This window comes from Citrobacter sp. Cpo091 (assembly GCF_030332645.1).
GTDB lineage: Bacteria > Pseudomonadota > Gammaproteobacteria > Enterobacterales > Enterobacteriaceae > Citrobacter > Citrobacter portucalensis.
Genome location: NZ_JAOWHL010000031.1, coordinates 58,068 through 75,856 on the forward strand (window position 1 = coordinate 58,068; position 17,789 = coordinate 75,856).

The window sequence follows — 17,789 nt, forward strand, 5'->3', positions numbered from 1 at the left end:
CACCTTACGCAACGGTTAGCTGACCCGCATAGAGTATAAAAAAACGCAGCAGCAGTACGCCGGTCAGGCTGGCGCCGCAGACTGCCAGCACGCCATGAAACGTCGAACTGCGGTTGGCCCAGGGTTTTAGCAGCATCGGCAGTATCAGCCCAAGCCCAGCCACGCCAAGCCAGAACCACCAGGTCCAGAATCCACCGCCCAGTGCCGCCGCCAGCGCGCGCATTTTGCCGTCATCGCCCAGCGCCAGACCGACGAAGAACGCCGCCAGCAGGAAGATCTCCAGCCATACCACCGGGACTTCCATACGATGCACAAAGTGCGCTTCGGTACTGTGCGGGTTGCTACGATGGCGTAACGCCATGGCGATCAGCGCCACCGCGGCGCCGGAGGAGATCCCAGAGAACAGGAACAGCACCGGCAGGATCGGGTTATTCAGGAACGGGTAAGATTTCAGCGCCGACAGCAGAAAACCGGTGTACGCCCCGAGCAGGACCGCCAGCACCAGCATTAACGTCTCAAGCGCACGATGGAACGGCGCGATCAGCGTCAATACTTTCTGCACGATACCTAACCGCGGCAGCCAGCGCTGTTGCAGAGCAATTACCTCTTTTTCAAAGATTTTTGCCAGCCACAGCACTAACACCACCATGTACAACTGGAACAGCATGACCCCCATCGACATCACCGAAGTGAAGCTGTAGTGGAACATCAGTTTCCAGAAGGTCCATGGACGCGTCAGGTGGAACACCAGAATTAACAGACCGAGGATAATCGCCCCCGGCCCTAACACCAGCGTAGTGCGCAGCAGCGTGCTGTCCGAACCGCCCGCCTCCGGATGGAAGCGACGCAGCAGAATCGCCAGCGTGACCAGTCCGGCAGAGATACCTATCAGGAACAGATAGATGGCAATGGGCCAGTCCCACACCAGTGATTCAAAATGAAATGCAGAAGCGGATGTCATTGGCTCACCTCCCCAAATTTAAAGGGAACGCGGTAGACCTTCGGTTTTGTACCCAACGCCAGCTTGTAACGGTAGGTCGTTTTCTGCTGCAACAAACGGGAGATATCGCTGTTGGGATCGTCCAGATTACCAAACGTCAGCGCCTTCGTCGGACATGACTCAACGCAGGCGGGCTGTTTGCCCGCTTTCAGGTTGGTTTTCCGGCAGAAATCGCATTTATCCGCCGTTTTGCTCACCGGATGGATAAAGCGCACGCGATAAGGACACGCGGCAATGCAGTACTGGCAGCCAACGCAAAGGTCCGGGTTCACATCCACAATGCCGCTGGCGGCATCACGATACGATGCCCCCGTCGGGCAGACGTCAACGCAGGGAGCGTGGTCGCAGTGCTGGCACGAGTGACGGAAGAAGCGATACTTCACATCAGGAAACGTTCCTTGCGGCTCACTGCGAATAATCGTCAGACGCGATACGCCTTCCGGCACGTTGTTGACTTCGCGACAAGCATCCATGCAGGCCGTACAGCCGATGCATAATGACTCATCATGTACCATACCGTAACGCACGCCGTTGATGTTCAGCGTCTTCGCCACAACGCGCCCCGCCGTCCCGCTCACTGCCACCAGCGCGCCGACGCCGGTGATAAACTGGCGACGAGAGCAACTCATGGATGCTCCTTAAGCAACGGAATCGACGCCGGGTTAAAGTTCGGATTGTTACGCTGATCGCTATGGCAATCGACGCAAATCTTGATCCGTCCTTTATCGCTCAGCGTTTGCATCGTGTCTTGCTTCGGATGCAGTGAGTGACAGCTGGCACACGCCACTTTGGTTACGTGGACATCGTGCGGCCAGAACGCTTTTTGCAGCTGCTCAGGCAGGTGACAGGACATACAGACGCTGTTCTGCTGCTCCACGTTGTACATCGGCTCATTAAAGCGCATCACATCTTTCACCCCTTCACGGTGGTTCGGTGACGGCTGGCCGTGACAGTTGGTGCAGGTGACCGGCAGTTTGTTATTCGGGTTGATGACTTCCGCATGCTTACCATGCATGCCTTCGGTATCCGGCTTGTGACAGTCCAGACAGGCGGCATCCGGATTACGCTGTTGGGTAACCGTCCAGCGTTGATCCGACTCCTGCGGCGTTGGCGTGGCAGTGATTCCACTCAGGCTCCATAACAAGCCTGACGCCAGCACCCCAGCAGTTAATAACGAACGTAATACGCTCATATTCACTCCGTTGAGTTATCCGCCCCTTGCGGGGCGAAATGGGGTTATTGGCTTAACAGACCGTTTTTACGCGCCTGATCTTCCCACTGCGGAATCACCGTTTTGATGAAGTCCTGCTTCTCAGCATTGATTTGCTGCATGTTCAGACCAATCGCCGCCTGGGCTTTCTCTTTGGTCGAGATATCCGGCAACGGAATTTCATGCGTGATGCCTTTGGTCGCCAGCAGACGGACCAGTTTGGTACGCGCGTCGGCGGCTTTATCCATTGCGCTACCCAGCATCCGCAGACCTTCTTCCGGGGCGTGCATATGAATGCCGTGTGAGGCGATAGACAGGTCCCAGCGCCATTGTGCGTGGCGGATATCTTCCAGAATCGGCTTCATTTCCGCTTCAGTCGCGCCCGCATCCCATGCGGCTTTCGCTTCGAAGTGCGCACGAACCAGCTGATCTTCAACTTTGATTTTCAGGTCATGAATAGCCTGTTTACGCTCGGCGACCACTTTTTGCAGGGATGCTTTGTCCTGGGTGTGGCAGTTCGCGCAGGTCTGAGGGAAGTTGTCGAACGGGTTACCAATCTTATGGTCGGTATAGATCTTGCCTTCCGCGTTTTGCACTTTCGGCATGTGACAGTCGATACAGGTCACGTTGTTCTTGCCGTGAATGCCCGCGCTCCAGGTTTCATACTCCGGGTGCTGCGCTTTCAGCATCGGCGTTTTAGACAGGGAGTTGGTCCAGTCAGAGAAAGCAATGTTGTCGTAGTATTTCTCCATGTTCTCGACTTTCATGCCGTCGTCCCACGGGAACTTAACGGCTTTGTTTTTACCGTCGAAGTAGTATTCCACGTGGCACTGGCCGCAGACCATGGATTGCTGGTCAAAGCGACCGGCTTTCTCAAACGGTTTACCGATGGCTTCCATCGCGCGTTCTGCATAAGGACGCGACAGGGTCAGTTCTGGCTTGCCTTTGGCGAAGTCTGGTGACGCGGTATTATGGCAATCCGCACAACCGAGGTTGTTAACAATTTCCGGACCGCCGCGCGCCCATTTACCGTGGAAGTAGCCATCTTCACCGTCTTTCTGGATAAGACGCGCTACGTCCGGGCTTTTACAGCTCCAGCAGGCCATCGGCAACGGACCATCTTCTGCCGTTTTTGGTGCGCCGGTACGTAAGGTTTCACGGACATCGGTCACGGCATACGCGTGTCCCCGCGGTTTGTTGTAATCGCGCGAGAATGGGTATCCCGCCCACAGGATCACCAGACGCGGATCTTCTGCCAGTGCATCTTCACGGGCTGATTGCCCAGACGTGGCTTTCCAGGAGAGATATTGATCGGGATGCTGAGGTGCGAAGGTTTCATTCTTCGCTTCAACGGTGACGGTTTTTGCAGGTACAGAAGTTTGTTCAGCGTGAACAGCAGAAATAAATAATAAAGGTAATAACAGGCTGAAGAAACGGCGTACGCGTGATTTTATCCTTGCCATAGGGGTCTCATCCAGATGACGCCATTATCTGCAATGGCGGTTCTTTTATTGTTTTCCACAACAGCAACCACACGAATACTGTCATGACATTGCTCCACCCTATTTGTAACAAGAAACCACACTGAAAATGTTGTTTTTAATCAATTGTAAGTGTATGTAAAATACCACTTTAGAGTTATAACACCCCTCTAATCTCTCACTCTTTTGTCTAATTCAGAGACAGATCACCTTTTCAACAATCCTTTAGATAACTGCATGTTATCGCGAGATTTAATCAATTTTTGCTAGTTCCCTTCAAAATTCAGTTTGTCGCTAATTTGCACAATTCGTTTATTGCGTGATCTGCCGCGCAAATACTAAACAAAACTCTCAAAGCCCCTACATTTAACGTTTATGAGACATATTATTAACATCCTACAAGGAGAACAAAAGCCATGAGCCAAATACATAAACACGCTATTCCCGCAAACATTGCGGATCGTTGCCTGATAAATCCGGAGCAGTACGCAGAGAAATACCAGCAATCCGTTAACGAACCCGACACATTTTGGGGCGAGCAGGGAAAGATTCTTGATTGGATCAAGCCGTACAGCCAGGTGAAGAACACCTCCTTCGCACCAGGCAACGTGTCTATTAAATGGTACGAAGACGGCACCCTGAACCTGGCCGCAAACTGCCTTGACCGCCATCTGCAGGCAAACGGCGATCGTACCGCCATTATCTGGGAAGGCGATGACGCTACCCAAAGCAAAAACATTACCTATCGCGAGTTGCATCGCGATGTCTGCCGTTTCGCCAATACGCTACTGGATTTAGGCATTAAAAAAGGTGACGTGGTGGCCATTTATATGCCGATGGTGCCAGAAGCTGCGGTTGCCATGCTGGCCTGTGCCCGCATTGGGGCCGTGCATTCTGTCATCTTCGGTGGTTTCTCACCGGAAGCCGTCGCCGGACGTATTATCGACTCCAATTCACGCCTGGTGATCACCGCCGACGAAGGCGTACGCGCCGGACGCGCTATCCCACTGAAAAAGAACGTGGATGATGCGCTGAAAAATCCAAACGTAAAAACCGTTGAACATGTGGTCGTCCTCAAACGTACCGGTGGTAAAACGGAGTGGCAGGAAGGCCGTGACCTGTGGTGGTCCGATCTTATCGAGAAAGCCAGCTCAGAACATCAACCGGAAGAGATGAACGCGGAAGATCCGCTGTTTATCCTGTATACCTCCGGTTCAACCGGCAAGCCGAAAGGCGTGCTGCACACCACCGGCGGGTATCTGGTCTACGCTGCAACCACCTTTAAGTACGTGTTTGATTACCATCAGGGCGATATCTATTGGTGTACCGCTGACGTGGGTTGGGTAACCGGACACAGCTACCTGCTGTACGGCCCGCTGGCCTGCGGCGCAACCACGCTGATGTTCGAAGGCGTACCAAACTGGCCAACGCCTGCGCGTATGTCGCAGGTTGTGGACAAGCACCAGGTCAATATTCTGTATACCGCACCGACCGCCATTCGCGCACTGATGGCAGAAGGCGACAAAGCGATTGAAGGTACTGACCGTTCGTCGCTGCGTATCCTGGGTTCCGTTGGCGAGCCGATCAACCCGGAAGCGTGGGAGTGGTACTGGAAGAAGATCGGCAACGAAAAATGTCCGGTCGTCGATACCTGGTGGCAGACCGAAACCGGGGGATTCATGATCACCCCACTGCCGGGCGCTACCGAGCTGAAAGCCGGTTCTGCAACCCGTCCATTCTTTGGCATACAGCCTGCGATTGTCGATAACGAAGGTAATCCACTGGAAGGCGCGACGGAAGGTAACCTGGTGATTACCGACTCGTGGCCAGGCCAGGCGAGAACGCTGTTTGGCGATCACGAACGCTTTGAGCAAACCTACTTCTCTACCTTCAAGAATATGTACTTCAGCGGCGACGGCGCGCGCCGTGACGAAGATGGCTATTACTGGATCACCGGACGTGTGGACGATGTGCTGAACGTCTCTGGCCACCGTCTGGGAACGGCTGAAATCGAATCAGCGCTGGTGTCGCATCCGAAGATTGCCGAAGCCGCGGTGGTGGGAATTCCGCATAATATTAAAGGCCAGGCGATCTACGCCTACGTCACGCTGAATCACGGTGAAGAGCCGTCACCTGAGTTGTACGCCGAGGTTCGCAACTGGGTGCGTAAAGAAATTGGCCCGCTGGCAACGCCAGACGTGCTGCACTGGACCGACTCACTGCCGAAAACCCGCTCCGGCAAAATCATGCGCCGCATCCTGCGCAAAATCGCGGCGGGCGATACCAGCAATCTGGGCGATACCTCGACCCTCGCCGATCCTGGCGTCGTGGAGAAACTGCTCGAAGAGAAGCAGGCCATCGCGATGCCATCATAACAAAGTCCTGAAAATGCCGGATGGCGACGCGAAAGCGTCTTATCCGGCCTACAAATCTGACCCTACCCTCTCTTCACCGGGAGGGAAATATAAAAAACCTCCCCCAAAGGATTTCGTGTTACAGGAAGGCGGCAAGCGAGCACATCCCCAAGAGCATAGTTCACTATGTGACTGGGGTGGGCGAGTGCGGCCAACGAACCTGTAGCACGAAAGACGCAGGGGGACCTCTGGAGAGCTCTGTGATGAATGACCAAATTTATCAGCGGATAGAAGACAGTGCGCGTTTCAGGGAGTTAGTAGAAAAACGGCAACGGTTTGCCACCATTCTGTCCATCATCATGCTGGCAGTTTATATCAGCTTTATATTATTGATTGCCTTTGCGCCGGGCTGGCTGGGTACTCCGCTACACGCGGGAACCAGCGTCACCCGCGGTATTCCGATTGGGGTCGGTGTGATCCTTATCTCCTTCATCCTGACCGGGATCTACATCTGGCGGGCAAACGGTGAATTCGATCGCCTGAACAATGCGGTTTTGCACGAGGTTAAAGCATCATGAAGAGAGTCCTGACGGCGCTTGCCGCCACGCTGCCCTTCGCCGCAAACGCGGCGGATGCTATTAGCGGTGCAGTCCAACGCCAGCCAACCAACTGGCAGGCGATTATTATGTTCCTGATTTTCGTCATCTTTACGCTCGGCATTACCTACTGGGCGTCTAAGCGCGTACGTTCACGTAATGATTACTACACCGCTGGCGGTAACATCACCGGTTTCCAGAACGGGCTGGCGATTGCGGGCGACTATATGTCGGCGGCATCGTTCCTCGGGATTTCCGCGCTGGTCTTTACCTCCGGTTATGACGGGCTGATCTATTCACTCGGCTTCCTGGTCGGCTGGCCAATTATCCTGTTCCTGATTGCTGAGCGTTTGCGTAACCTGGGTCGTTACACCTTTGCAGACGTTGCGTCTTATCGTCTGAAGCAAGGGCCAATCCGTATACTGTCCGCCTGTGGTTCCCTGGTGGTGGTTGCGCTGTATCTGATCGCGCAGATGGTTGGCGCAGGTAAGCTGATTGAGCTGCTGTTTGGTCTGAACTATCACATCGCTGTCGTACTGGTTGGCGTGCTGATGATGATGTACGTTTTGTTTGGCGGCATGTTGGCGACCACCTGGGTACAGATCATCAAAGCCGTACTGTTGCTGTTCGGTGCCAGCTTTATGGCCTTTATGGTGATGAAGCACGTCGGCTTTAGCTTCAATAATCTGTTCACCGAAGCGATGGCGGTACACCCGAAAGGTTCAGCCATTATGAGCCCGGGCGGGTTGGTAAAAGACCCAATCTCCGCACTGTCGTTAGGTCTCGGCCTGATGTTTGGTACGGCGGGCTTGCCGCACATCCTGATGCGCTTCTTCACGGTTAGCGATGCCCGTGAAGCACGTAAGAGCGTGTTCTACGCCACCGGTTTTATGGGTTATTTCTATATCCTGACCTTTATCATCGGCTTTGGCGCAATCATGCTGGTAGGTGCAAATCCGGCGTACAAAGATGCTGCGGGCGCGCTGATTGGCGGTAATAACATGGCGGCGGTTCACCTGGCGAATGCGGTGGGCGGTAACCTGTTCCTCGGCTTCATCTCAGCCGTGGCGTTTGCCACCATTCTGGCGGTGGTTGCCGGTCTGACGCTGGCGGGCGCATCGGCAGTGTCTCACGACCTGTACGCTAACGTGTTCCGCAAAGGCGCCACCGAACGTGAAGAGCTGCGGGTTTCGAAAATCACCGTGCTGGTGCTGGGCGTGATTGCCATCGTGCTCGGCGTGCTGTTCGAAAACCAGAACATCGCCTTCATGGTCGGCCTGGCGTTCGCCATCGCGGCGAGCTGTAACTTCCCCATCATTCTGCTCTCTATGTACTGGTCGAAACTGACCACGCGTGGCGCAATGTTGGGTGGCTGGTTAGGCCTGCTGACGGCAGTGGTGCTGATGATTCTTGGTCCAACGATTTGGGTCCAGATCCTCGGTCACGAAAAAGCCATTTTCCCGTATGAGTATCCGGCGCTGTTCTCCATCAGCGTAGCATTCCTCGGGATCTGGTTCTTCTCTGCCACCGACAACTCAGAAGAAGGCAACCGCGAACGCGAGCAGTTCCGTGCTCAGTTCATCCGTTCCCAGACCGGGTACGGCGTAGAACAAGGTCGCGCGCACTAACTTCCCTTCTCCTCCGGCTTTCGGGCCGGAGGATTACATCCTTTCTCAGAACATCAGCCTCGCCACCAGCGGTGCCACCAGCACCATTACCACGCCGGAAAGCATCATCACCAGGCTGGCAACGACCCCTTCCTGCTGACCGAGTTCATAAGAGCGTGCCGTGCCTGCGCCGTGCGATGCTGCGCCAAATCCTGCGCCTTTCGCCATCCCTTCACGAATGGAAAGCCGTAAAAACAGCACATCGCCGACCGCCATACCAAATACGCCGGTCACCACCACGAACAATGCCACCAGGTCCGGCTGCCCGCCCAACGGTTCTGCCGCCGCCAGCGCAAACGGTGTGGTGACGGAGCGCACCGCCAGACTGCGTTGGATCTCATCAGGCAACATAAACAGGCGCGCCAGCCATACGGAACTGGTGACGGCCACCAGCGTTGCCGTAACCACGCCAGCCGTCAGCGACATCCAGTGACGCTTAATCACGGCAAGGTTGTCATACACCGGAACGGCAAACGCGATGGTCGCCGGGCCTAAAAGCCACAGCAACCAGTGCGATTCACCGATATAGTTTTGCCAGGAGATATGGCCGAAAACCAGCATCAGCACCAGCAGGGCTGGGGTGAGAACTAATGGCATCAGGGGTAATTTACGAAAACGGCGATACAGGCGCTTATTGGCAAAGTAGATACCCAGCGTAATCACCAGACACAACACGCTTAACTGGAAATTACTCACGGTTTAGCCTGCGCATTTCATAGCGATACACTTTATCCACCACCCACGCCGTTGCGCCGAGCACCATCAGCGTACTGATCGCAATCACGGCAAATATACGCCAGCCATCAACCAGCAACAGCTGCGTGTAGTTCACAACGGCGACCACCGCCGGAACAAAAAACAGCAGCATTTCAGCCAGTAACCAGCGAGCACCTGCGCGAATCCAGTTCAGCGGGATAACCCGACAGACAATTAACGCCAGCATCAGCACCATCCCGACCAGGTTGGCGGGAAGCGGCAGATGCAGCCAGGAGACAAGATATTGAGCAAATACAAAAAGACCTGCGTACAACAGAACCTGAACAGGAATCTGGAGTCGATGAATAACGGCAGGCGTCACGCGGCTTATCGCCACAGCCATGAGGGTATGTCCTTAAAAAATAGAGAGCGCCAGTATAGAGAGCCCCCTTCCAGGACTGAAATGAATTAAACTCATTGCAGGCATAGTCTTAAGGAATAATCATGGATATCAGAACGCTGCGATATTTTGTTGAAGTGGTTCGTCAGCAGAGCTTTACCCGCGCAGCGGAGAAGCTTTTTGTCACCCAGCCCACCATCAGCAAGATGTTGAAGAACCTTGAAGACGAGCTTAACTGCACGCTGTTAATCCGCGATGGTCGGCGACTGCTGTTAACCGATACCGGGCAGGTCGTTTTCGAACGCGGCCTGGCGATCCTTGCCGAGTTTCGCCAGCTTGAAGCGGAACTCAGTGACATAAATCACCTCAACAAGGGCGTGCTGCGCCTCGGTATCCCGCCCATGGTGGGGATGTTGATGGCCGGGCCGATCGGCCTGTTTCGCCAGCGCTATCCCGGCGTTGAGCTGAAGGTCTCTGAATTTGGCGGCTTAACCGTTCAGCAGGCGGTAATGAACGGTGACCTGGATGTCGCGATGACCGCGCTGCCAGTTGAAGAAGAGAGCGGTCTGGCAACCTTACCGCTTTTTAGCCATCCACTCTGCGTGTTGGTTCCTCGCTCCGGTCAGTGGACAACGTGCGAATCCATTTCCCCCGAGGCGCTGGCGGAACATCCGCTGCTTATCTACAACGAAGATTTCGCGTTGAGCCGCCAATTGCTTGAGCTGTTTAGCCAACACAACGTCAAACCCCGCATCGCGGTGCGCAGCGGGCAGTGGGATTTTCTGGCGGCAATGGTACAAGCCGGGGTCGGGATTGCCATTTTACCGGAGCCGATTTGCCAGCGGCTGGATAAGCAAACGTTGCGCTGGATCCCTCTGGAGAGTGACTTACGCTGGCAGTTGGGCATGATTTGGCGCGAAGGCGTGTATCTGTCGCACAGCGCCCAGGCGTGGCTCAAATGCTGTGAAGGGTTTTGGCTACCGCAAGCGTCGTAAAATGCCGGATGCGGCTAACGCCTTATCCGGCCTACAACGGTATGCCGGTGTTGTAGGCCTGATAAGCATAGCGCATCAGGCACGTTCACCCGCATTAAAATCCATGATTTCACCTGCCCAATCTTGCGGGTACAAACCGTGCCTCACATCACGATGAAATGTTGAAAAAGGCCAAGTCTGTACCTGCTTTACCCAACCGTGCTTCACCGGGTTAATGTAAATATAATCAACATGCTGGCGATAATCATGTTCATCACGGATGGTGTGCTCCCAAAAGCGAGATTGCCAGATATGTCGGGAAGACAATGAGTGGGTGAAATGCTTCTTAATTTCCCGCCAGCGAGAGGAATAATCCGCATCATTGCCAGGTAACGTCCATATACAATGCATATGCTCGGGTAAAACGACCCACGCATTGATGCGAAAAGGCCTAACCTTTTTGACCGCAGCGATTGCACACCGAAGCGCGTGAATGTTGGCAGTCAGAAGATGGCTTCGACGGTCCTGCAGATTTACCGTAAAAAACCAGGTTCCCCCATTGATGTAATTTCGTCGATAGTTGGACATGTTTCCCCCTTTCCTCAACCGTATGGAGAAAAGAGGGAATCGACAAGAGGGATGGATTCGTTCAGGAAAGCCACTCACAAATTACACGATGAATAATTTCTTGCAGCCAGTTGCGCGGCATTTGGCCCACCTTTCGCCGGATGCGGCTAAAGCCTTATCCGGCCTACATCGCTATTGCCGGTTTTGTAGGCCTGATAAGCGTAGCGCATCAGGCACCCCTTCGCCGGATGCGGCTAGCGCCTTATCCGGCCTACATCGGTATGCCGGTCTTGTAGGCCGCATCAGGCGCTATCGTTTACTGATTCTCAATCAACAGCGCTTCCAGCAAATCCAGGTCGTGCAGTAGTTTTTGCAGCGTTTCATTGCTGATTTCACGCGTGGCGCGCAGGTGATAAAGCTCCGCGCGTTCTGAACGCAGCGCTGCCAGGCGGAAACGTCGCTCGAGGTTTTCTTCCTGCATCGAGCTTTCCACATCGTTGCGCCCGTCGGCGCGTCGGCGCAGGTTACCAATCACGCGTGAACTCACCTCGGTGAGCAACTGGTTATCGATGTTCTCTTCGGTGTCTGCGGCCAGTCGCTCCTCCATTTTCTGGATCGCGACAATCGCCACTTCTGCCGTGGCGGCGCGGGCAATACGTTCCTCTTTCTGCTGCTGCGAGTGGTCTGCCACTTCCAGATGTTGTAGCAGAATCGGCAGCATCACCACGCCAACAAACAACGAGAACAGGATCACGCCTGCGGCAAGGAAGATCAGCTCATATCGCGCCGGGAAGCCACTACCGTCCGGTAACAACAGAGGAATGGAGAGCACACCGGCGAGGGTAATGGCCCCGCGTACACCGGCAAAAGAGGCGATCATGATTTCACGCGTCGTCCAGGATCCAAACTCCATCGGTTTTTTCTTCAGGAAGCGCAGACTGAACTTTTTCATGGTCCACAGCCAGCCAAAACGCACCAGCATTAGCGCCACGTAAATCAGCACGACATCGGTAAACAGCATCCAGATTTCAACATTCGGATCGGCCTCGGCCGCCGCCAAAGAAGACTCCAGAATTCCCGGTAACTGTAGCCCTAACAGCAAGAAGACCATGCCGTTAAACACAAACTCCAGCATCGCCCAGGTACTGTTAGCACGTAAACGCATCGCCAGCGGCGCGCGGCGCATCACCCCGGAACGGGTGATCGTCATCCCGGCAGCGACCGCTGCGAGGATACCGGAAACGCCGATATGTTCCGCAATCAGGTAAGACGCAAACGGCAGCAGGAACAGCAGGACGATTTGCGTTGCCGGCTCGTCACCGCCCCAGCGGCTGAGGAAGCGCAGGGAGCGGCCGTACAGCCAACTGACGACAAAACCAGCCAGGATGCCGCCAATCGCCACTTTGAAGAACTCAAGCGTTGCGCCACCAACGGTGAATACCATTGTGCCCATCGCCACGGCGACGGCAAATTTCAGAGAGACCAGACCGGAGGCGTCGTTCATCAACGCTTCGCCCTGCAGGATACCCATGATTTTCTTCGGTATACGTCCCTCTCCCACAATGCCGGAAAGTGCGACGGCATCGGTTGGCGATAGCACAGCAGCCAGCGCAAAGGCTGGGATGAGAGGGATCCCCGGCACCAGCCAGTAAATCATAAATCCAATGCCGACCACCGTGACCAGCACCAGCGCCAGTGCCAGGCCGAAAATCTCTCGCCCGTGCTCGAGAAACTCACGCGTTGGCGTCTTCCAGCCATCGGCAAAGAGCAGCGGCGGGATGAACAGAACCAGGAACAGCTCAGGATCGAATTCCACATGCAAACCAAACGTCGGCCACGCCAGCAAGGCGCCGATGGCGATCTGCATAAGGGGTAAAGGAAGTTGGAAGGGCAATACGCGAGTAAATACCCCCGACAGCGAGACCACAAGGGTCATGATGAGTATGGTGAAAAAGATTTCCATGCGTTCCCTGTTTGCGATGTTTCTTATGATTGCTAATGAGAGGCGTCGTGCCTCAATTCTATCTAATTGAGAGTAACGCAAAAGACAACGAGTGTGTTCTGAAAATGAAAACGGGCGGCCAAAGCCACCCGTTTTTAGGATCGTCAGAAAATCAGAATCAGATAGCCCAACCGCCGGCGTAGAAGGCCACCAGCGCGATGGCGATCACCACGGTGCCGATGTTCAGTTTGCGCCATTCACCAGAAACGATGCGGCCAATTACCAGGGTAGCAAAGCCAATCATGATGCCGGTAACGATGTTACAGGTCAGCACGATAAATACGGCCGTAACCAGTCCTGCCATTGCGTCGACAAAGTCAGCGAAATCGATTTTCGCAACATTGCTCAGCATCAACAGACCCACATACATCAGCGCAGGTGCCGTTGCGTACACAGGTACAAGATAAGAGAGCGGAGAGAGGAACAGAATCAGCAGGAACAACACGCCAACGGTGATCGCTGTCAGGCCAGTTTTACCGCCTGCAGCCGTACCCGCTGCGGATTCAATGTAAACCGCCGCCGGAGCTGCACCCACCAGACCAGAGAACACGCTGCTCAGGGAGTCAGTGGTCAGCGCTTTGCCACCGTCGATAATCTGTCCGTCTTTATCCAGCAGATTCGCCTGTCCGGCTACCGCGCGGATGGTTCCGGTTGCATCGAAGACAGCGGTCATGACCAGCGCCAACACGCTCGGCAGGACAATCGGGTTCAGTGCCCCCATGATATCCAGGCTGCCGATCAGCGAATTGCCGTTTTCATCACTCAGAGACGGCATGGCAAAAATGCCGGAGAAATGCACGGCCGGGTCGAAAATCAGACCAACCACGGAAATACCGATAATGGTCAGCAGAATGCCACCCGGTACTTTCAGTTTTTCGAGGCCAATAATCACCGCCAGACCAATCAACGACATAATGACCGGGAAGGTATCGAAGTCACCCAGCGCAACCGGCAGGCCGTCCAGCGGGTTCTTAATTACCAGACCGACACCGTTTGCCGCAATCAGCAGCAGGAACAGGCCGATACCAATCCCCGTACCATGCGCAACGCCCTGCGGCAGATTGCGCAGGATCCAGCTACGGATACCGGTCGCGGAAATGATGGTAAACAGGACACCCATCAGGAACACCGCACCCAGCGCAACGGGCACGCTAATATGTTGGCCCAGCACCAGGCTGAATGCGGTAAATGCGGTCAGAGAAATGGCGCAACCAATTGCCAGCGGCAGGTTTGCCCACAGGCCCATCACAATAGAACCGACGCCCGCGACCAGACAGGTCGCCACAAATACAGCAGCAGGTGGGAACCCGGCTTTACCCAGCATCCCCGGAACCACGATAACGGAGTAGACCATGGCCAGGAAGGTCGTTAATCCGGCAACGACTTCCTGACGAACGGTACTGCCGCGGAGCGAAATTTTAAACCAGGCGTCGAGTGAACCGCCGGTACGCGCTGAAGGCGTAGACATAGAAAACATCCCCTGAGAGTTTATTTTTTCGTCATTATGCGTGCTGGACAATCCACTGCCTGCTAAACGTTTTCTCCATGTGCCAGGTTTGCGTCAATAGGGGTGTCGCAAAAAAGCAAACGTTTAGCTCCGCGCATAAAAAACGGGTGGTAAAAAAAAGCAAACGATTATCCAGCGATCATACGCTGGTTTTCAACTGAACTTTGCCGCTTTTTACTCATTTCTTCTTATAACGCGCAAGAAATAACCAGTCGATGCGCAAACGTTATCGTCAATGCGCAATTTGGCAACAAATTTCGCGGAGTTATTACAACATCGGCGTGTTTATTTCGCGCAACTCGCGCAAGAAAACAGGTGAAGATGCGTAAAATTTTTTGGCTAAAAAATCACCATTTCACTGGCAAATGGAGGGAGGTGGCTTACACTTACATTATCAACACAGGCCGGAACCTCCCCTAATGTGCTCGACTGAGGGGTGTTGATGTCGGGGGAAACCCTCCCGTGAACCAGCGGGATAGAGTGAAAGACAAAGACCGGAACCAAACTAAAGCGCCCTCTGTGGCGCTTTAGTTTTATATCCTTCATACCCGTCACATATTTTAAACCAATTAATCATCTTCCAGCAGGCGCGCTCCGGTCCCCTGCTCGCCAAGCTGATCGCCTGGGTTACGCAACGGGCAATCGCTGCGTGACAAGCATCCGCAACCAATACACCCATCCAGCTCATCGCGTAGCGCCACCAAAGTATGGATGCGTCGGTCCAGTTCTTCACGCCATTGCGAAGAGAGCTGCTTCCACTCTTTGGCACTAAGCGAATGCCCCTCAGGTAATACACCTAACGCGTCACCGATCGTGGCCAGCGGGATCCCGATGCGTTGAGCAATCTTAATTATCGCGACGTAACGCAACACATCACGTTTGTATCGCCGCTGATTGCCGCTGTTGCGCATGCTACTGATTAACCCTTTGCTTTCATAGAAATGCAGGGTCGATACCGCCACGCCGCTACGTTTGGCGACTTCACCTGGTGTGAGCAGCGCTTTTATCCGGGGTAATTTCTTTTCCATAAATCGCTTTACCTCAAGTTAACTTGAGGAATTATACTCGCCCACAGACAAAACGACGAATCGAATACTGAGAAAGAGGCAGCCCTATGTCCCATCAGCAGATTATTCAGACCCTTATTGAATGGATTGATGAACATATCGATCAACCGCTGAACATTGAGGCGGTGGCGAAAAAATCAGGTTACTCGAAGTGGTATTTACAAAGAATGTTCCGCACGGTGACGCGCCAGACCTTGGGTGACTACATCCGCCAGCGTCGACTTTTGCTGGCCGCCGTTGAACTACGGACAACTGAGCGACCTATTTTTGATATCGCGATGGATCTTGGTTATGTGTCGCAACAAACCTTCTCGCGTGTGTTTCGCCGCGAATTTGATCGTACTCCCAGCGACTACCGCCATCGTCTGTAAGATTATTGCCCGCTCTGCGTCAGTATGGCGGGCGACCGTTGTATCCAGTGCATGAACTCCTGCGGCGGCAGCGCCTTCGCAAAATACCAGCCCTGACAATACTGTACGCCGCGTTCAAGCAGCCATTCGATTTGCTCCTTCGTTTCCACCCCTTCCGCAATCGTCTTCAGGTGTAAGCTTTGTGCCATCTCAATAATATGTTCGGCAATCAAGTGACTGGTGCTGTTAGTGGACAACGTGCTAATAAACGATTTGTCGATCTTCAGGATATCGACATTCAGCGCTGACAAATTATGCAGATTGGAATATCCCGTGCCAAAATCATCAAATGCCACTTCATAACCCGCTTTGCGGAACGCCTGGATTACGGGGGTCATTTTATGTACATCTATGAACCCACGCTCGGTCACTTCAACTTTAATTTGCTGGGCCGCCACGGAGTACTCACGATTTTTGTCGTTAATCAGGGCAATCAATCGGGATGAATGAAAGTCAGAAGCGGAAAGGTTAATCGATATAGAAAGCTGAGGATGCGCCGAAAGAAAATCCCCCAAATCGTTGAACACCTCTTCAACGACATAATCCGTGATCCGCTCAATCATTCCCTCTTTTTCAGCCAGTGGAATAAACTCCGTCGGGCTCATCACCTCACTTTTACAGCCCGGCCAGCGCAGCAGAGCTTCAGCACCAACACATTGCCCATTCTTAATATCAATGATCGGCTGGTAATGCAGGCAAAGCTGACGTTTTTTGATCGCGCGTTTTAATAAGCGCCGGGGAGATAAGTATTCCTGGCGCGTGCGCCACCACATTAGCAGTATCAGGATGCTGCAGATAATCCCGAAGGGAATGGTTAATGCCGCCTCGTGATAGAAAATCTGACTTACGCGGTTGTCTGAGGTCGACACAATAATCGCAATTGGACGTTTTTCTGAATGCACGATGGTGTAGAAGCGATCGTCTTGTTGAAAGGTCGAGGCTTCACCGCGTATGAGCGGCGCGAATTGCGCAATATTTGCCGCTTCACTAGCAGAGAAAAACGTATCTGTTACTGTGTCATACACGCCCCAGGAGAGATCCGGATCATCTGACATGACTTCGCTGTAGGACAATGGATTGATGACTGCTACGTAGTTCCCGCGTTGCATGTACGTCATTCTGTAGCCAGCGAAAAAAGGGGTATCGCGGTAGTAATAGATGGCGATATCCGGCGTACGTTTATAATCGGCTGTCGGCATAATATAAGTAACAGGCGGCGCCATCGACGTAGAGCACAAAAAGTGATCGCCCTGCGCATAAATTAGCTCACTGATATATAAACGACCGCGAATAATATTTAGCATACTTTTCTGATGTGCCGGGGTACACATCTTACCCTGATACAACTGGGCCATATCACGCGCCAAATCAGCTTGTAGGATCACCAATTCTGTTTTATTTAACACCAGTTGAGCAAAAGAGCGGAGTTGGCTATGGGTTTCGGTCATCGCCCGGATGTGCGCAAACCATATCGCCAGCACCACGGGGAACAATACCACCATGAATGTTCCCAGGAACTTCAGCATCTTGCGTCGCGCTCTGTGATTCATGTCAGCCCTATTTCCCTGTTTCGTATATGCCAGAACCCATCAAGGCAGGATGCTATAAACACCGACTGATTAAGTTGCATGAATCTATCAGTATTAGCAACAGACTTCTCTATGTAAAAGTCTGATAATAGTTGATGATGATATTATTTTTCCGTAAGGCAAACTTAAAGTTATGCTTATTTCATAACGTTATTATCCCCACGGAGTAATTTTTTATGAGCATTATCCTGGCTGCATTTAAGAAATTCATTAATTTTTTTTAACGTTTAATTTAGGATAAATATAACAAGTAGACTAAATGCATGTTT

The 17,789-nt window shown here is 53.3% G+C and carries 16 protein-coding genes; 5 read left to right on the plus strand and 11 right to left on the minus strand.

The window, feature by feature from the left end:
* Positions 1–4 precede the first annotated feature (4 nt).
* From nrfD to nrfA, 4 genes are read right to left on the minus strand one after another with little or no spacing between them, the layout of a single operon-like run.
* On the minus strand, positions 5–961 hold the full coding sequence (nrfD, locus tag OGY04_RS09660) for a cytochrome c nitrite reductase subunit NrfD (RefSeq protein ID WP_032942109.1): 957 nt from the start codon (positions 959–961) through the stop codon (positions 5–7).
* Positions 958–1,629 (minus strand): cytochrome c nitrite reductase Fe-S protein, encoded by a 672-nt coding sequence (gene nrfC / locus OGY04_RS09665; RefSeq protein WP_003031761.1) that lies wholly within the window; start codon positions 1,627–1,629, stop codon positions 958–960. The genes nrfD and nrfC overlap by 4 nt, the downstream gene beginning before the upstream one ends.
* Positions 1,626–2,192: a cytochrome c nitrite reductase pentaheme subunit gene (nrfB, locus tag OGY04_RS09670; protein ID WP_003826649.1), complete on the minus strand. Its 567-nt coding sequence runs from the start codon at positions 2,190–2,192 to the stop codon at positions 1,626–1,628. Before nrfB ends, nrfC begins: the two co-directional genes overlap by 4 nt.
* A gap of 44 nt (positions 2,193–2,236) precedes the next feature.
* Positions 2,237–3,673, minus strand: coding sequence for an ammonia-forming nitrite reductase cytochrome c552 subunit (nrfA, locus tag OGY04_RS09675; protein ID WP_286585184.1), 1,437 nt, complete (start codon positions 3,671–3,673; stop codon positions 2,237–2,239).
* A gap of 434 nt (positions 3,674–4,107) precedes the next feature.
* Here nrfA and acs point away from each other — a divergent pair, with 434 nt between their 5' ends.
* From acs to actP, 3 genes are all read left to right on the plus strand, one after another.
* On the plus strand, positions 4,108–6,066 hold the full coding sequence (acs, locus tag OGY04_RS09680; RefSeq protein ID WP_286585185.1) for an acetate--CoA ligase: 1,959 nt from the start codon (positions 4,108–4,110) through the stop codon (positions 6,064–6,066).
* 242 nt (positions 6,067–6,308) lie between these two features.
* Positions 6,309–6,623, plus strand: coding sequence for a DUF485 domain-containing protein (locus OGY04_RS09685; protein ID WP_003031750.1), 315 nt, complete (start codon positions 6,309–6,311; stop codon positions 6,621–6,623).
* Positions 6,620–8,269: a cation/acetate symporter ActP gene (gene actP, locus OGY04_RS09690; protein WP_008786931.1), complete on the plus strand. Its 1,650-nt coding sequence runs from the start codon at positions 6,620–6,622 to the stop codon at positions 8,267–8,269. The genes OGY04_RS09685 and actP overlap by 4 nt, the downstream gene beginning before the upstream one ends.
* A 45-nt stretch (positions 8,270–8,314) precedes the next feature.
* Here the strand turns inward: actP and OGY04_RS09695 are convergent, their stop codons facing one another.
* Both OGY04_RS09695 and OGY04_RS09700 read right to left on the minus strand, forming a co-directional pair.
* Positions 8,315–9,004, minus strand: coding sequence for an LrgB family protein (locus OGY04_RS09695; protein WP_003031745.1), 690 nt, complete (start codon positions 9,002–9,004; stop codon positions 8,315–8,317).
* Positions 8,997–9,407, minus strand: a complete 411-nt coding sequence (locus tag OGY04_RS09700) for a CidA/LrgA family protein (RefSeq protein WP_003826638.1) — start codon at positions 9,405–9,407, stop codon at positions 8,997–8,999. The genes OGY04_RS09695 and OGY04_RS09700 overlap by 8 nt, the downstream gene beginning before the upstream one ends.
* A 101-nt stretch (positions 9,408–9,508) precedes the next feature.
* On the opposite strand from OGY04_RS09700, the gene OGY04_RS09705 reads away from it, so the two are divergent.
* Positions 9,509–10,399, plus strand: coding sequence for a LysR family transcriptional regulator (locus OGY04_RS09705; RefSeq protein WP_032942105.1), 891 nt, complete (start codon positions 9,509–9,511; stop codon positions 10,397–10,399).
* Positions 10,400–10,474: 75 nt separating this feature from the next.
* Here OGY04_RS09705 and OGY04_RS09710 read toward each other — a convergent pair whose 3' ends face one another.
* From OGY04_RS09710 to soxR, 4 genes are all read right to left on the minus strand, one after another.
* Entirely contained in the window at positions 10,475–10,966 is a 492-nt protein-coding gene (locus tag OGY04_RS09710) for an REP-associated tyrosine transposase (protein ID WP_286585186.1), read from the minus strand.
* A gap of 295 nt (positions 10,967–11,261) precedes the next feature.
* Complete coding sequence (locus OGY04_RS09715) at positions 11,262–12,908, minus strand: Na+/H+ antiporter (protein WP_003826634.1); 1,647 nt, start codon at positions 12,906–12,908, stop codon at positions 11,262–11,264.
* Positions 12,909–13,065: 157 nt separating this feature from the next.
* Positions 13,066–14,415: a guanine/hypoxanthine transporter GhxP gene (ghxP, locus tag OGY04_RS09720; RefSeq protein WP_003826632.1), complete on the minus strand. Its 1,350-nt coding sequence runs from the start codon at positions 14,413–14,415 to the stop codon at positions 13,066–13,068.
* Between the two features lie 608 nt (positions 14,416–15,023).
* Positions 15,024–15,482 (minus strand): redox-sensitive transcriptional activator SoxR, encoded by a 459-nt coding sequence (soxR, locus tag OGY04_RS09725; RefSeq protein WP_003826630.1) that lies wholly within the window; start codon positions 15,480–15,482, stop codon positions 15,024–15,026.
* Between the two features lie 86 nt (positions 15,483–15,568).
* On the opposite strand from soxR, the gene soxS reads away from it, so the two are divergent.
* The gene (gene soxS / locus OGY04_RS09730; protein WP_003031731.1) at positions 15,569–15,892 is read left to right on the plus strand and encodes a superoxide response transcriptional regulator SoxS; all 324 of its coding nucleotides are present in this window, start codon (positions 15,569–15,571) and stop codon (positions 15,890–15,892) included.
* 2 nt (positions 15,893–15,894) lie between these two features.
* Here soxS and pdeC read toward each other — a convergent pair whose 3' ends face one another.
* On the minus strand, positions 15,895–17,481 hold the full coding sequence (gene pdeC, locus OGY04_RS09735) for a cyclic di-3',5'-guanosine monophosphate phosphodiesterase PdeC (protein ID WP_286585187.1): 1,587 nt from the start codon (positions 17,479–17,481) through the stop codon (positions 15,895–15,897).
* Between the last annotated feature and the right edge of the window lie 308 nt (positions 17,482–17,789).

Coding starts and splice junctions, on each gene's coding strand:
- pdeC (WP_286585187.1), bottom strand. CDS start 17,481: ATGAATCACAGAGCGCGACGCAAGATGCTGAAGTTCCTGGGAACATTC.
- actP (WP_008786931.1), top strand. CDS start 6,620: ATGAAGAGAGTCCTGACGGCGCTTGCCGCCACGCTGCCCTTCGCCGCA.
- nrfB (WP_003826649.1), bottom strand. CDS start 2,192: ATGAGCGTATTACGTTCGTTATTAACTGCTGGGGTGCTGGCGTCAGGC.
- acs (WP_286585185.1), top strand. CDS start 4,108: ATGAGCCAAATACATAAACACGCTATTCCCGCAAACATTGCGGATCGT.
- soxS (WP_003031731.1), top strand. CDS start 15,569: ATGTCCCATCAGCAGATTATTCAGACCCTTATTGAATGGATTGATGAA.
- ghxP (WP_003826632.1), bottom strand. CDS start 14,415: ATGTCTACGCCTTCAGCGCGTACCGGCGGTTCACTCGACGCCTGGTTT.
- OGY04_RS09700 (WP_003826638.1), bottom strand. CDS start 9,407: ATGGCTGTGGCGATAAGCCGCGTGACGCCTGCCGTTATTCATCGACTC.
- OGY04_RS09705 (WP_032942105.1), top strand. CDS start 9,509: ATGGATATCAGAACGCTGCGATATTTTGTTGAAGTGGTTCGTCAGCAG.
- OGY04_RS09710 (WP_286585186.1), bottom strand. CDS start 10,966: ATGTCCAACTATCGACGAAATTACATCAATGGGGGAACCTGGTTTTTT.
- nrfC (WP_003031761.1), bottom strand. CDS start 1,629: ATGAGTTGCTCTCGTCGCCAGTTTATCACCGGCGTCGGCGCGCTGGTG.
- nrfD (WP_032942109.1), bottom strand. CDS start 961: ATGACATCCGCTTCTGCATTTCATTTTGAATCACTGGTGTGGGACTGG.
- nrfA (WP_286585184.1), bottom strand. CDS start 3,673: ATGGCAAGGATAAAATCACGCGTACGCCGTTTCTTCAGCCTGTTATTA.
- OGY04_RS09685 (WP_003031750.1), top strand. CDS start 6,309: ATGAATGACCAAATTTATCAGCGGATAGAAGACAGTGCGCGTTTCAGG.
- OGY04_RS09715 (WP_003826634.1), bottom strand. CDS start 12,908: ATGGAAATCTTTTTCACCATACTCATCATGACCCTTGTGGTCTCGCTG.
- soxR (WP_003826630.1), bottom strand. CDS start 15,482: ATGGAAAAGAAATTACCCCGGATAAAAGCGCTGCTCACACCAGGTGAA.